We start from the raw sequence: 12456 nt of genomic DNA, 5'->3' as shown, positions 1-12456 counted from the left end.
GCTCAGCCCTCGCACTCTACGCAGTAGGCGTGGCCGTTCTTTTCACGGGCAATCTGGGAGCGGTGACGGACGAGGAAACACGAGTAGCACGTGAACTCGTCTTCCTTCTGGGGAACGACCGCAATGATCAGTTCCTCGGCCACGAATTCGCCGCCTGGTACCTCGTTGCCTTCAAAAGCATCGGCTTCGTCCAGCTCCCGTACAACGCTGCGGGCGTCCGGAGCATTGGCAGACTGCAGGGCCTGAAGTGACGTGCTTTGGGATTCCGCGACGTCGGAGCGGAGTTCGTCGTAATCGGTTGCCACCTGGGGTTATCTCTTCTCTTGTATATTTGCTGGCGAATGTGCAACATACACCATGCGGCTGCTATTCCCCACAATGTGGCAAAAATCAGCGCATGTGCGTCATTGCCTCCGCGGTGCGCATCGCCTTGACCATCCGCTCCACTGTGGCCGGATGCGTGACTGAGCGTATCCCATCCCCGCCGCCTGGCCCGGACGGAGCGGAATCGACCATGAGCTTACGGCCAGAGAAGTGTATGTCACGGATTCCCGTGGCCAAAAGCGCGGGTATGGCCCGCTCAGTGACGCCGCCGCCGGCCATGACGGAAACGTCAGTGGGGAGGGCCGCAACCATGCGTTTGAGCATGTCAATACCGTCGCCAGCGGCCCGGGCTGCACCCGAGGTGAGAATGCGCTGCGCACCCAGCCGGGCGGCGTCGTCCACTGCTTGAAGCGGATCCCGGGCCGCATCCACCGCGCGGTGGAACGTGACGAAGGTCCCGCCCGCGGCATCGATCAGCGCCCCGGCGCCAGCGACGTCGACGTCGCCCGACGCGGTCAGTAATCCGACGACGACCCCGTCGGCACCGAGGGAAAGCGACTGCCGGACATCCCGCCTCATGACCTCGATCTCGGTAGGTGTATAGACAAAGCCACCCGGCCGCGGGCGGATGAGCACGTGGACGAAATCCTGGCGACCGGCGTCGCGCGCGAGCCCAGCGGCTGCCTCAACGAGGCCGGCGCTCGGGGTAAGGCCGCCGGCCTCAAGCGCTGAACAGAGCTCGACGCGGTCCGCGCCGGCTTCGATGGCACAGCGAACACCGTCCAGGTCCTGCACGCATATTTCAATCTTCATGGTTCCTCCGTCGGACGGGCCGAATGTTCACGAGGCCAGCACGGTGCGCAGGCATAGCTGCCCCGCGCCTAGCAGGCCTGCTTGCGAACCGGCGAGCGAGGCTTCGATCACGATGTTCTTGGTGGCGAGCGGGTGGCAGCTTTCGTAGAGCTGCGAGCGCACAGCGGCGACATACGGCTCCAATTGGGAAAGTCCGCCGCCCAGCACCACCACATCCGGGTTCACGAAATTCACCACGATGCTGAGGGTCTGCCCCAAAATCCGGCCCGCAGTGCGGACTCGCGTCGTGGTGTGCGGGTCGCCGTTGTTGACCTGCAGGACGATGTCGTTGACGTCCGCGGCATCGATCCCGACGGCGGCCAGGTCGCGGATGATGGCGGACCCGCTGGCCACCGTCTCCAGGCAGCCGCGGTTGCCGCAAGAGCATGGCGCATCGCCCGCGGCCGGGATCTGCACGTGGGCGATGTCTCCGGCCGCTCCCGTGGCGCCCCGGTAGACCTGTCCGTCAATGATGAGCCCGCAGCCGATCGCGGCCCCTGCTTTGAGGAACAGCGTGTTCTGCCGGACTTTGGAATCGGGTGATTCCCGCTGGCGCAGCGTGTGCTCACCCAAAGCCATCATGTTGGCGTCGTTGTCCACTACCGCCAAAGTCCCGAATTCCTCGGCAAGCCAGTTCCGGACCTTGAACTCGTGCCAGCCGCGCATTCTGGACGGCGAGTCGAGCGCACCCAAGGCAAAGTTGACCGGTCCGGGCAAGGACATCCCTACGCCGCGCAGCGGCGGGTCGACGGCCGGATCGCTCAGGGCACGCATCATCGCGGCGGCCTGGGGCAGAACCACTTCGGGGCCGTCGTTGATGTCGATGGTCCTGATTTCGGAGACAAGCAGATTGCCTGAGAGGTTCAGCTTGCCGACCCACAAATGATGGGCGCCCAAATCCGCCGCCAGGATGAACCCCGCGTCCGGGACCAGTTCCAGGAGCGTTGGCCTTCGGCCTCCGGTCGCCGAACCTGAGCCGCTCTCGCTGATGAGCCCGGCTTCCATCAGCTCGTTCACCTTGATGGTGATGGTGGATGGGGCAAGGTTCAGGGTGCGCGCGAGGTCGGCGCGCGACGTCGCCCGGCCGCTCGCGATCATGGACAGGATGCTGGAGGAGTATTCGGTCAGCGCGATGTCCCGGGGGCCGGTTCTTTTGACGGTCTTGGCATAGGAAGGCTTGTAACCCAAAGTCAGTCCCTCCAGGGGCTCGGTGTCTGCTGCCCGCCGTTGGGCTGCTCTTTGCAGAGTAGCTGACGGGCCTGCACTGCGCCGCCGAGAAGTCCCGCCGAAGAGCCGAACCGCGCAGGCAGGAGCCGGGGCCTGCGGTGGAAACTCAGGATGGAGTCCAGCCGCTCCGCTACCGGGCGAAGTAGCGCGTCGCCGGCATTGGACAGGCCACCGCCGAAGATGACGGCCTGCGGCGCCAGGAGTGCGACGCTCTGCGCGATCGCCAGCGCGAGCCCGTCATATGCCTGGTTCAGGACCCCGACGGCGGCCGGGTCACCCGCTGCTGCGGCCTCCATCACTTCCTTCGCGCCAACAACGGGGGTGCCGGAGACGGCTGCATAGTTGCGTGCGATGGCCGAGGCTGAGGACACCGTCTGCAGGCATCCTGACGCGCCGCACGTGCACAGGATGGCCACGGTGCTCGTGAGTGGTTCCATGCGGGCGTGGCCGATTTCTCCGGCGTACCCGTCGCCGTCGTACACCTCGCCGTCCAGGATGACCGCGCTGGCGATCCCGGTGCCGATGACCAACACCAGGGCGTTCCGCAGCCCCTTCGCGGCCCCCAGACGGTGCTCCGCCAAACCGGCCATCTGCACATCGTTGCCGAGCACCACAGGAAGTCCGACGCGCGTTTCCAAAGCCGAGGAGAGGGCGAAGTCGCTCCAGCCCAGGTTCACTGCGGAGACCACAACGCCGGTGCTCGCATCCACAATCCCCGGCGCGTTGACGGCGATTGCCTGCGGTCGCTGCTCCCGGGGCCCAGCCTGGTAGGTGGCGACGAGGCCGGAAAGCTGGTCAAGGAATTTTTCCTGCGAACCAATTGCCGTTGGTGTGCTTCCTTGGTGTGCGAAGCGGCCAGTGGAATCCACGACGCCGTATTTGAGGTCGGTGCCGCCAACGTCGAAGACCATCACCGGAGCGCCCGGTCCCGGAATCAACGACGTCGGAGGGGAACCGGCGGTTTGAACACTCAACTGCATGTCAGCCTTTCACCGCACCGGCAACGAGGCCCTGGGCCATCTTCTTCTGGACGATGACGAAGAGAATGATCACCGGTAGCGCCATGAGGGTGGACCCGGCCATGATCCCACCCCAGTCCGTGGCCTGGTTCTGGCCGCTGAAGCCTTGGATCCACAGCGGGAGGGTCTTGCTGTTGTCGCTGCTCAGCAGTACCAGCGCCAATGTGTATTCGTTCCATGCGGCCAAGAAGGCGAAGATTCCGGAGGCCACCAGTCCGGAGCCCAGTAGCGGAAAGGTCACCCGGAAGAATGCGCCCATTCGGGAGCAACCGTCAATCATCGCTGACTCTTCGAGCTCCACAGGGACCCCGTCAACAAATCCCTTGAGCATCCAGATAGTGAAAGGCACGGACGCCCCGACGTACAGCAGGCTCAGGCCGAGCACGGAGTTGAGCAGGTGCCAGCTGTCGATCATCTTGTACTGGGAAATGAACATGGCTTCAGCAGGGATCATCTGGATCACGAGCACCGAGATGATGATGATCTTGCGGCCCTTGAATCGAAAGCGGCTGAGCGCCATGCTCGCGAAGAAGGCGAAAAGCAATGCGGCCACCACCACAATCAGGGCAACCCCGAAGCTCATCCGCAGGGCGGACCAGAAGCGGCTGTCGTGGAGCACTGTTTCGTAGTGCGCCCAAGTAAAGTCGAGCGGCAGGAACGACGGCGTGCGGGACTGCAAGGCGTCGTCCGTGACGAGCGAATTGTTGACCAACCAGTAGACCGGGAAAATCCACAGCAGCCCGAAGACCAGGCCGGTGATGTTGGCCGCCGAGCGGCGGACGGGGCTGGGTTTGAGGGCCATTCAGACTTCTCCCTGCTTCAGGAATTGGGTGACATAACGCCAAGTGAGGAGCAGCGTGATCAGCAGCATGATCAGGGCGGTCGCGGAAGCCACACCGTAGTCTCCGCCGGACAAGCCCACCTGGTAGACGTATGTGCCAAGGACGTTGGTCTGCTCGGTGATGCCGCCGTTTTTCTGCAGGATGAAGATCTGCGTAAAGACCCGCAGGTCCCAGATGATTTCAAGGATCGTGACCAGCAGGAGAACCGGGGCGATGGTGGGAACGGTGATTTCCCGGAATTGCTTCCAGCCGTTGGCACCATCGAGAGTTGAGGCCTCCAGCATGGACTCATCGATCTGGGTGACCGATGCGTAGACCATGAAGACCACCAGCGGCACGCTCATCCAGATGACCAGGATGGCCGCTACCGCGAAGAAGGTCAGGGGGTTGGAAAACCAGTTGTAGCCAGCCATCCCTTGCATTCCCAGTCCGGCCAGTGTCCAGTCGACCACCCCGGACCTGGAATCGAAGATCCATTGGAACACTTGGAGCGAGGACAACACGGGCATCGCCCAGGCCAGCAGCATGGCGGCCTGGACGAAGACGGAGACCGGGCGCGAGAGTTTGGTGAGCAGAAGCGCGCCTCCGATCCCGATGGCCATTGTCAGGGCGGCACACACAAGGCAGAAGGCAAGGGATCTTCCCAGGGTGAGCCAGAATGCCGAATCGCCGAGCACCCGGGTGAAATTGTCGAGCCCGACGAATTCCGCGGGTTTGCCGAACTGTTGCTCAAGGGAAAAGTGCTGGAACGCCATGGTGATTTGGCGGAGCAACGGGTAGCCCATGTCCACCAGGACAATGAGCACCGCGGGAAGCAGAAGGATGTACGGCAGGGGGTTGCGCCTGCGTTTCCTGGGGGCCGCTGGTTCAGTCCGGTCGGGCAGGGTCCCTTCCGGCTTCGCACGGGTACTGGTTACGGTCATGGCTTCGGTCCTTTCTGCTTCCCGCCGGGCCTACTTGCTGTTGAGGATTTCCGTCATTTTGGCGTCGGCCATCTTGGCCAGCCCCACGGGATCCTTCAGCGCGCCCATGGCCACGAAGAAGTCGTCAACCACCTTGGCGCTCTCCACCAATGCCCAGTTCTTTGCTGCCGGGGTGCCCACGGAATTCCTGACGGCCTCGATGGTGACCTTGGACAATTCGTCCTGCCCGAGGGCCGCGGCGTAGTTCAGGTTTCCCGGGACCCAGCCTCCCTCGGTCGCGAAGAACTCCTGGAACGGCTTGCTGAAGATGAGCTTGAGGGCCTCCTTGGCCAGCCCCCGCGCCTTGCTGTTGTTCGAGATGGCCACATTGGAGCCGCCGGCAAAAGGATTGCCCACGGCGTCGCCCTTAGGCGACGGGAAGTTGAAGTACCCCACCTTGCCGGCGTCCAGGAGTTCCTTCTTGATCTTCTTCAGATGGAAGTTGAAGCCGAAGAACATTCCCGCCTCGCCCGTGTTGAAGGCGGTGTACGGCTGGGAACCGATGGTCGAATCCGTGATGGTCCCGGTGGTGGAGCCGGTCGTCCACAGTTGCTGGAGCTGGGCGATGGCTTTCTGGCTTTCCGGCGAGGATAAGCTGCCTTCCCATTTCCCGTCCTTCTGCACGGCCAGCCGCCCGCCATTGCTGAAGACCCAAGCGAACGCGGATTGTGAGGAAATCCCGGGCAGGAACATCCCGGAAAAGTGTGCGTTCTTCTCTGGGTTGCCGGTCTGGATCTTCGTTGCGACGGCGGTCAGCTCATCAATGGTCTTCGGTATCGCGAGCCCGAGCTGCTGGAACATGTCCTTCCGGTAGAACACGATCCGGCTTCCCGCGTAGAAGGGGGCGGCGTACATCTTGTTCTCGAAGCTGCCGAGTTCCACGAGCGATTTAGTCAGATTCGCACCGCCCAGCTCTTCCTTCATGCCGCTCAGGTCGGCCAATGCTCCTACCGCACAGAAGGTGGGCGCCTGGGTGTTGCCGAGTTCGATGATGTCCGGCGTCGATTCGGGGCTGGCGAGGGCCGTCTGGAGCTTCGGGACGATGCCATCCCACTCCTGCTGCTCGATGGTGAGGGTGGATCCCTGGAACTTGTTTTCGAACTCCTGCTTGAGCCACGCCTGGGCCTTGTCCGACACGGAGTCCTTCATGAACCAGACCCGCAGCTTTGCCGGAGTGGAGAGGCTGTCCGAAGAGGCGGAGCCCGAGGCCTCGCCACATGCGGACAGCAAGGCTGCGGCACCCAGGGCTCCGCCCAGACCGAGCAAACCACGTCGACTAAGTTCTTTCATCGCTTCCTCCACTTTGAACTCACAGGGTCGATTGACCATGCAGGAAACGAAATCATGGAGGCATGATGCTTCGGAAGGGCCTCTAACTTAGTTCAGAATCGAACTTAGTTAGGGTCCGATTTGGAGCCCGGACGCACGCGGCCCGCCCCTCAGCGCTCTACGCCCGCCGGCTGGTTCGACGCAGGTACCAACCGTGCGGTCAGGTCGGGCGCTGCACCGCCGTCGTCGAACGGGAACATGGGCCGCGCTATCCTGCGGTGGCCCAGCCGGTGCAGGTCCTGGTCCACGCCGCCTGGAGTGAGCGCCAGCATCCAGTCCGCGGCCATGTCGAAGAGCTCGGGCTCGAGGTAGCCGATCTTGACCACCACAACGTCGGCTGTCCGGGCATCCAAGCCGTTCCGGAGGAAGTCCGATTCCAGGTGATACGGCTTGCGCCGCCGGGTCACGATGACGCGCAGCCCGCCAACGCGGATGACGGCCTCGTCAATGGCCACAGGGTCGCCCTGAGCCAGATGCTCCACAATGCCGTCCAGCCGCGCCGGACCGGACTGTGTGCCGTCCACGCGGGCGCCCACGTCCACCGAGACGGATCCACCGACGCCGGCGCCAATGCACGCGTCCACCGCGGCAGGATCCGGGATCGAAGCGTAGATTGCCTGCATCGTTCCGGCGGCGATGGGTGGGTGCTCAAGGAGTTTGTGCAGGGTCCAAGTGACGTCACCGGCTCCCCCGGCCGTGGGATTGTCCCCGGAATCGCTGATGAAATACGGCCGCTTCGTGCTCGCCTCCGCTGCCGCGAGGCATTCAGCGAGCGGCGCCGAGGGCGCCACGAAACGGAACTCGTCCCGCCTGTTCCACATATCGACGGCGAGCCCGCTCGCATGGCGTGCGACGGCGTCGGCGTCGTCACCGGTGACCATCACCACGGCCCGGTTGCGCGGCTCGTCTGCCCAGGCATAACCGATCCATAGCGCGGCGTCGAGCACGCCGGGCCGCCCGGCGATCACCCCGACCTCCTCATATAGCGACTTGGCCGGTTCCAATCGGGTGCTGGTCTTTTCCCCGGGCAGCAGGATGGGGACCGGAACCCAGGCCTTGATGGGGCGGCGGGCGGCCTCCGGTAATGCCAATCGCTCCAGCAGGTTCACGGCGGCGCGTTCCTTGGTTTCCAGCCAGTCCTCGTGCGGGGCCATGCGGTAGCAACTGGGGATATCGAGTTGGTGCGCCAAAGTCCAGGAAACGTTGCCGTGCAGGTCCATGCCGCTGGACACCAGTACGTCCGGGCCGATCAGACCGCGCAGGGCAAGGAGCAAATCACCCTCGGGATCGTCGAGGCCTTCAACGCTCATGGCACCGTGGATGTCGAAATAGAGCCCGTCCACGGGGCCTGCGTGCAGAGCATCCGCCACAGCGGAAAGAATCGTCCGTTTCATCTCGGCATAGTCCGCGGAGGGGACAGCCCCGCCCGGGATGGAACGGAAGTGGACAAGCGGCAGCCATTCCGCCGCCTCGCGCACCGGATGGTCCGGGGCGAAAAAGGGGTACTGGTCCAAGATCTCCTGGCCATCCCGCCGGACAAAGTCCTGCGTGCGGGTCCGGGCAGGGGAATAGGTGCTGGCCTCGAGGGCGATTCCGGTAATGAGGATCCGGTGCTTCTTTTCCATCATGCCTGCCACGATATTGAGGTTCGCTGCGGGACCGGGGCGCGGCCGCGAAAGTTCAATGCCGAATGAAGTTCAACCAGCCCTTTTCGCCCGGAATCCTGCCTAACGTGGGCTCGCAAGTGACGGCACGCGGACTCCACGGAAGAGGATCGAACAATGCAGATTGGGCTGAGTACGTACAGTTTGGCGGGAGCCTTGGCTGACGGCCGGGTGGGCCTTTTGGACCTGCCGGGCTGGGCGGCATCCCATCAGGCCGGCCATCTCGAAGTGGCCGAGGCCGGACTGGGCGTGGACCTTTCCGCGGACCACGGGGCAGCCGAAGGGCTGCGCGAGCGTGCAGAGGCGTCCGGGATCGCCTTGGTCAACTATGTGGTGGGTGCGGATTTCCTTGGCGCCGACGCGGCGGCTGAAATCGCCCGGGTGAAGACGCACTTGGACACGGCCCACCGGATGGGGATCAGCCGCTTCCGCCACGATGTTGTCCCGTGGGCCTGGCGCCCCGCCTCATACATCGAATACCGGGATGCCCTGGAGAAGGTGGTCCCTGCATCCAGGGAACTCGCCGACTACGCGGCAACCCTGGGAATCACCACCAGCGTGGAAAACCACGGCATGGCCTTCAACGTCAGCGAACGGTTGCTGCAGTTGGTGCACGCGGTGGACCGCGACAATTTCAAGATCACCTTGGACATCGGCAACTTCCTGTGCGTCGATGAGGTGCCGGAATCGGCCGTCGCCAAACTCATCCCCTACGCGTCTGTGGTGCATCTGAAGGATTTCTACCGCCGGAAGCGAAACCCCGGCGACGGCTGGCTGCAAACGCTGGCAGGGGACCATATCCAGGGCTCCGTGTTCGGACTCGGGGACATGGACCTGCCGCGTGTCCTTCGCCTGATCAAGGACTTCGGTTTCAGCGGACCGTGTTCGGTGGAATACGAGGGCCGCGAGGACTGCCTCACGGCGGCGCCCGAATCGCTGCGCAACGCCGCCGCATTGTGGGAGGGCTGCTGACATGGGGGCATTGAACGTTGGGGTCATCGGGCTGGGGACAATCTCGGACATGCACCTGGACGCATACCGTGATTCGCCGTCGGCGCACCTGGTGGCTGTCTGCGACATCGACGCTGTGCGTGCCGGGAGCCGGGCCGCGGAATACGGAGCGGTCAAGGTCTTCACGGACTACAAGGAGCTCCTGGCCGATCCCGAGATCGACGCCGTCAGCATCTGCACGCGCAATGACACGCACGCCGAAATCGTGATTGCGGCGCTCGAGGCCGGCAAGCATGTACTGGTCGAGAAGCCCATGACGGCCTCCCTGGAGGAGGCTTTGGCTGTTGCTGCTGCCTCCCAGCGGAGTGCGGCCGTCTTGCAGGTAGCGTATGTCCGCCGTTTCTCGCCCAACGCCGAGGTACTCAAGCGCTTCATCGACGCCGGCGACCTCGGGCAGATCTACTACGCCAAGGCCACTTGCCTGCGCCGGGTAGGAAATCCCGGCGGCTGGTTCGCCGACAAAGCCTTGTCCGGCGGAGGTCCGCTCATCGACTTGGGCGTCCATTTCATCGACATTTGCTGGTGGCTCATGGGCTGTCCCTCCGTGGCTTCGGTCTCTGGGACCGTCTTCCACAAGATCGGTGCACGGAACAATATCTCGAACTTCAGCCGGTATCTCTCCGCCGATTTCGATCCGGCACGACCCCCGGCGGACCCCGTCGAGGATCTTGCCACAGCACTGATCAAGTTCAGCAATGGCGCAGTGATGCATTTCGACACCAGCTACTCGATGCACGGCGCGGATGAAACCAAGGTCCAAATCTTCGGAGACAAAGGCGGCGCGCAGCTGGAGCCGACGCTGGAAATCTTCACCGAACAGCACGACACGCTGCTGGATATTTCGCCCGTGCTGGATTCGCCGACTTTTAGCACTGTGGCATACCGCAATGAGGTGGAGCAGTTCCTGGCTACTGCCCGGGGCGATGCCGCCGAGGCCGCTCCGGCCACCCACGGCCTTGAGCTCATCAAGATCATCTCTGCGATCTACGAGTCCAGCAGGACAGGCCACGAGGTGGTGCTGTAGCCGCTCAGGCCTTTCGTGCCCGCTCAGGTCCGCCGTCAGCTCCGACATCGCGTCCGGACTGGCGGCCGACATCGCGGTGGAGGTCCCTGTCCAGCCCGTGGCCGTTGGCGAGCTGCGCGAGCAGCTCGCCAAGTTGCGTGATCTGTTCGTCGTTTAGTGGGGCCAGCAGCTCCGCTTCATGCTGTTCGGCAATCCCGCGAAGTTCCCCCAGCACGCGCTTGCCGGCCTCCGTGAGGTGCAGTTCATAGTTCCGCCGGTCCGTACTGCTGCGCATCCTCTCCACCAGGCCGCGCTCCTGCAGCGAGTCGATGAGTGAAACCACCCGGCTGGGGACGGCACCGAGCCTGTCCGCAAGGGAGCGCTGGCTCAACCCGGGGGCGCGTCCGATCAGGCGGATGACACCGGCGTCGCTGGGCGTGAGCCCGATATCCCGTGTGCGGTCCGCAAAGCGGGACGATGCCGCGGCGCCTAGCTGCGACAAGAGAAATGCGGTCCGTCTCGGCCGGCCCGGTGTGGCTAAGTCCATGTCTTCAGAATACATGCTTGACAGAATAATTCCAGAGGTGAACCATTTCAGTAGTGATGCAATTACGAAAGTCCAGCCACTGCTAGAAAGGTTCAGCCATGAGTAGTCGTTCGATTCCCGATGAAGGCCGTCCAGCCCGGTCAGGCGGCCCACACCCCGGCGTTCTTGCCCTCGTCAGCCTGGGCATTTTCCTCGCCAGCCTCATCACGTCCGCAGTCCTGACCGGCGGCCAGACGTTCGTCTCGCCCTTTGCCCCGGCGGGGCAGGTGGCCGCATTCTTCCAGCAAAACGTCGCTGCGACGCGGCTCGGCGGCATGCTCCAATTCGGCTCCGGAGTGCCATTGGGGATCTACGCGGCCACCGTCTACGCCCGGCAGCTCCGGCTTGGCGTGCGTGTTCCCGGACCGGCCATTGGCTTCTTTGGCGGCGTCAGCGCGGCCATCTTCCTGATGTTGTCGGGTTCCGTGACGTGGCTGCTGAGCCGGCCGGAAATCACCACGGATGTGACGCTCACCCACGCGCTCGACTTCCTCGCGTTCATCACGGGAGGGGTCGGCTTCGTCGTCGGGACCGGCCTGCTCATGGCGGGAATTGCCGTCCCGGCCCTGATCCTTGGCTTCATGCCCCGTTGGCTGGCTTGGACCGGCCTGGTCATTGCCGCACTGTCCGAGTTGAGCTTCCTGTCGATGGCGATCGAGCCTCTTCAGTTCCTACTGCCGATCGGACGCTTCGGCGGGCTGCTCTGGCTGGTTGCCGCAGGCTTCCTGCTCCCGCGCAACCGGGCAGCCGCGAACCAAGAGCCACGGGCGCACGCGCCGCACACGAGCCGGACAACGCCATGACGACGTCGGATCCCGCCCGGCCGCTGTCCGGCAAGGTCGCGCTCGTCACCGGAGCGAGCCGCGGAATCGGTGCGGAGATCGCAACTGCGCTGGCTCGCGCCGGAGCGGACGTCGTCCTTGCCTCGCGCGACGGCGCAAGCCTGTCACATCAGCTCGCCAACATCACTTCGGGCGGCGGAAAAGCGGTGGCCATGGCCGTGGATGTGGGCGATGAGGACTCGGTGAAAGCCCTGATGGCACAGATCCGGGACCGCTTCGGACGGCTCGACGCCGCGGTCAACAACGCCGCAGGCGGCGGGCGGATCCCGGCGCCCCTGGCCGAGTGGGCGAGCGAGGAGTTCGACAGCGCGATTTCGGTCAACCTGCGCGGAGTGTTCCTCTGCCTGAAATACGAAATCGAGCTCATGCTGGAAAGCGGAGACGGCGGAGCGATCGTCAACATGTCCTCCACCGCGGGCGAACAAGGCGTTGCCGGCATGAGCGGCTACGTGGCGAGCAAGTTCGGCGTCGGTGGCCTGACCCGGGTGGCCGCGCTCGACTACGCCTCCCAGGGGATCAGGGTCAACGCGATCGCTCCTGGCCCCATCCTCACCGAGCGACTCGCAGGGGCGGGCCAAGCGGCCCAGGACCGCGTCGCCGCCGCCGTGCCGCTGGGACGCATCGGCTCCACGGCCGAGGTTGCCGCTGCCGCCGTCTGGCTCTGCTCGGAGCAGTCGTCGTTCGTCACCGGAACCGTGCTCGCCGTCGACGGCGGCCGGCTGGCAGGAACGCCTTCGTTCAACACCAGCAGAAAGGGAACCAGCCATGAATGAATACCATCCCGACCTCGAAGAA

13 protein-coding genes are annotated in these 12456 nt (G+C 64.1%); 4 read left to right on the top strand and 9 right to left on the bottom strand.

Going from position 1 to position 12456, the window contains the following annotated elements; all coding sequences use genetic code 11:
- Positions 1–2: 2 nt before the first annotated feature.
- The 8 genes from AC1DJW_RS14380 to AC1DJW_RS14345 all read right to left on the bottom strand — a co-directional run bounded on the left by AC1DJW_RS14380 (position 3) and on the right by AC1DJW_RS14345 (position 8183).
- Positions 3–305: a DUF4193 domain-containing protein gene (locus tag AC1DJW_RS14380; protein WP_059389433.1), complete on the bottom strand. Its 303-nt coding sequence runs from the start codon at positions 303–305 to the stop codon at positions 3–5.
- A gap of 85 nt (positions 306–390) precedes the next feature.
- Positions 391–1137, bottom strand: coding sequence for a copper homeostasis protein CutC (locus tag AC1DJW_RS14375; RefSeq protein ID WP_390282538.1), 747 nt, complete (start codon positions 1135–1137; stop codon positions 391–393).
- 27 nt (positions 1138–1164) lie between these two features.
- Complete coding sequence (locus AC1DJW_RS14370; protein ID WP_284753696.1) at positions 1165–2364, bottom strand: ROK family transcriptional regulator; 1200 nt, start codon at positions 2362–2364, stop codon at positions 1165–1167.
- A 2-nt stretch (positions 2365–2366) separates the two neighbouring features.
- The gene (locus AC1DJW_RS14365) at positions 2367–3377 is read right to left on the bottom strand and encodes an ROK family protein (RefSeq protein WP_476901725.1); all 1011 of its coding nucleotides are present in this window, start codon (positions 3375–3377) and stop codon (positions 2367–2369) included.
- Positions 3378–3384: 7 nt separating this feature from the next.
- Positions 3385–4224, bottom strand: coding sequence for a carbohydrate ABC transporter permease (locus tag AC1DJW_RS14360; protein WP_284753692.1), 840 nt, complete (start codon positions 4222–4224; stop codon positions 3385–3387).
- On the bottom strand, positions 4225–5187 hold the full coding sequence (locus AC1DJW_RS14355; RefSeq protein ID WP_284753690.1) for a carbohydrate ABC transporter permease: 963 nt from the start codon (positions 5185–5187) through the stop codon (positions 4225–4227).
- A 30-nt stretch (positions 5188–5217) separates the two neighbouring features.
- Entirely contained in the window at positions 5218–6516 is a 1299-nt protein-coding gene (locus tag AC1DJW_RS14350; RefSeq protein ID WP_476901724.1) for an extracellular solute-binding protein, read from the bottom strand.
- A 149-nt stretch (positions 6517–6665) separates the two neighbouring features.
- Entirely contained in the window at positions 6666–8183 is a 1518-nt protein-coding gene (locus AC1DJW_RS14345) for a M81 family metallopeptidase (RefSeq protein ID WP_476901723.1), read from the bottom strand.
- 153 nt (positions 8184–8336) lie between these two features.
- Here AC1DJW_RS14345 and AC1DJW_RS14340 point away from each other — a divergent pair, with 153 nt between their 5' ends.
- Both AC1DJW_RS14340 and AC1DJW_RS14335 read left to right on the top strand, forming a co-directional pair.
- Complete coding sequence (locus AC1DJW_RS14340; RefSeq protein WP_476901722.1) at positions 8337–9191, top strand: sugar phosphate isomerase/epimerase family protein; 855 nt, start codon at positions 8337–8339, stop codon at positions 9189–9191.
- Position 9192: 1 nt separating this feature from the next.
- Positions 9193–10254, top strand: a complete 1062-nt coding sequence (locus tag AC1DJW_RS14335; RefSeq protein ID WP_390282532.1) for a Gfo/Idh/MocA family protein — start codon at positions 9193–9195, stop codon at positions 10252–10254.
- 4 nt (positions 10255–10258) lie between these two features.
- On the opposite strand, the gene AC1DJW_RS14330 is transcribed toward AC1DJW_RS14335, so the two are convergent.
- Positions 10259–10780 carry a MarR family winged helix-turn-helix transcriptional regulator gene (locus tag AC1DJW_RS14330; protein WP_476901721.1) on the bottom strand — a complete coding sequence of 174 codons (522 nt, stop codon included), beginning with the start codon at positions 10778–10780 and terminating at the stop codon, positions 10259–10261.
- A 98-nt stretch (positions 10781–10878) separates the two neighbouring features.
- Here AC1DJW_RS14330 and AC1DJW_RS14325 point away from each other — a divergent pair, with 98 nt between their 5' ends.
- Both AC1DJW_RS14325 and AC1DJW_RS14320 read left to right on the top strand, forming a co-directional pair.
- On the top strand, positions 10879–11622 hold the full coding sequence (locus tag AC1DJW_RS14325; protein WP_476901720.1) for a hypothetical protein: 744 nt from the start codon (positions 10879–10881) through the stop codon (positions 11620–11622).
- The gene (locus tag AC1DJW_RS14320) at positions 11619–12434 is read left to right on the top strand and encodes an SDR family NAD(P)-dependent oxidoreductase (protein WP_476901719.1); all 816 of its coding nucleotides are present in this window, start codon (positions 11619–11621) and stop codon (positions 12432–12434) included. The genes AC1DJW_RS14325 and AC1DJW_RS14320 overlap by 4 nt, the downstream gene beginning before the upstream one ends.
- Positions 12435–12456: the final 22 nt, after the last annotated feature.

The sequence above is a fragment of the Arthrobacter sp. 05L417 genome, from assembly GCF_056397865.1.
Note: the sequence above shows the minus strand (reverse complement) of the source record. Positions and strands in the feature narration are given on the sequence as shown.

Bases quoted from the DNA above. Each gene is read 5' to 3' on its own strand.
- AC1DJW_RS14360 (WP_284753692.1), bottom strand. From the start codon at position 4,224: ATGGCCCTCAAACCCAGCCCCGTCCGCCGCTCGGCGGCCAACATCACC.
- AC1DJW_RS14335 (WP_390282532.1), top strand. From the start codon at position 9,193: ATGGGGGCATTGAACGTTGGGGTCATCGGGCTGGGGACAATCTCGGAC.
- AC1DJW_RS14355 (WP_284753690.1), bottom strand. From the start codon at position 5,187: ATGACCGTAACCAGTACCCGTGCGAAGCCGGAAGGGACCCTGCCCGAC.
- AC1DJW_RS14345 (WP_476901723.1), bottom strand. From the start codon at position 8,183: ATGATGGAAAAGAAGCACCGGATCCTCATTACCGGAATCGCCCTCGAG.
- AC1DJW_RS14375 (WP_390282538.1), bottom strand. From the start codon at position 1,137: ATGAAGATTGAAATATGCGTGCAGGACCTGGACGGTGTTCGCTGTGCC.
- AC1DJW_RS14330 (WP_476901721.1), bottom strand. From the start codon at position 10,780: ATGGACTTAGCCACACCGGGCCGGCCGAGACGGACCGCATTTCTCTTG.
- AC1DJW_RS14350 (WP_476901724.1), bottom strand. From the start codon at position 6,516: ATGAAAGAACTTAGTCGACGTGGTTTGCTCGGTCTGGGCGGAGCCCTG.
- AC1DJW_RS14320 (WP_476901719.1), top strand. From the start codon at position 11,619: ATGACGACGTCGGATCCCGCCCGGCCGCTGTCCGGCAAGGTCGCGCTC.
- AC1DJW_RS14325 (WP_476901720.1), top strand. From the start codon at position 10,879: ATGAGTAGTCGTTCGATTCCCGATGAAGGCCGTCCAGCCCGGTCAGGC.
- AC1DJW_RS14340 (WP_476901722.1), top strand. From the start codon at position 8,337: ATGCAGATTGGGCTGAGTACGTACAGTTTGGCGGGAGCCTTGGCTGAC.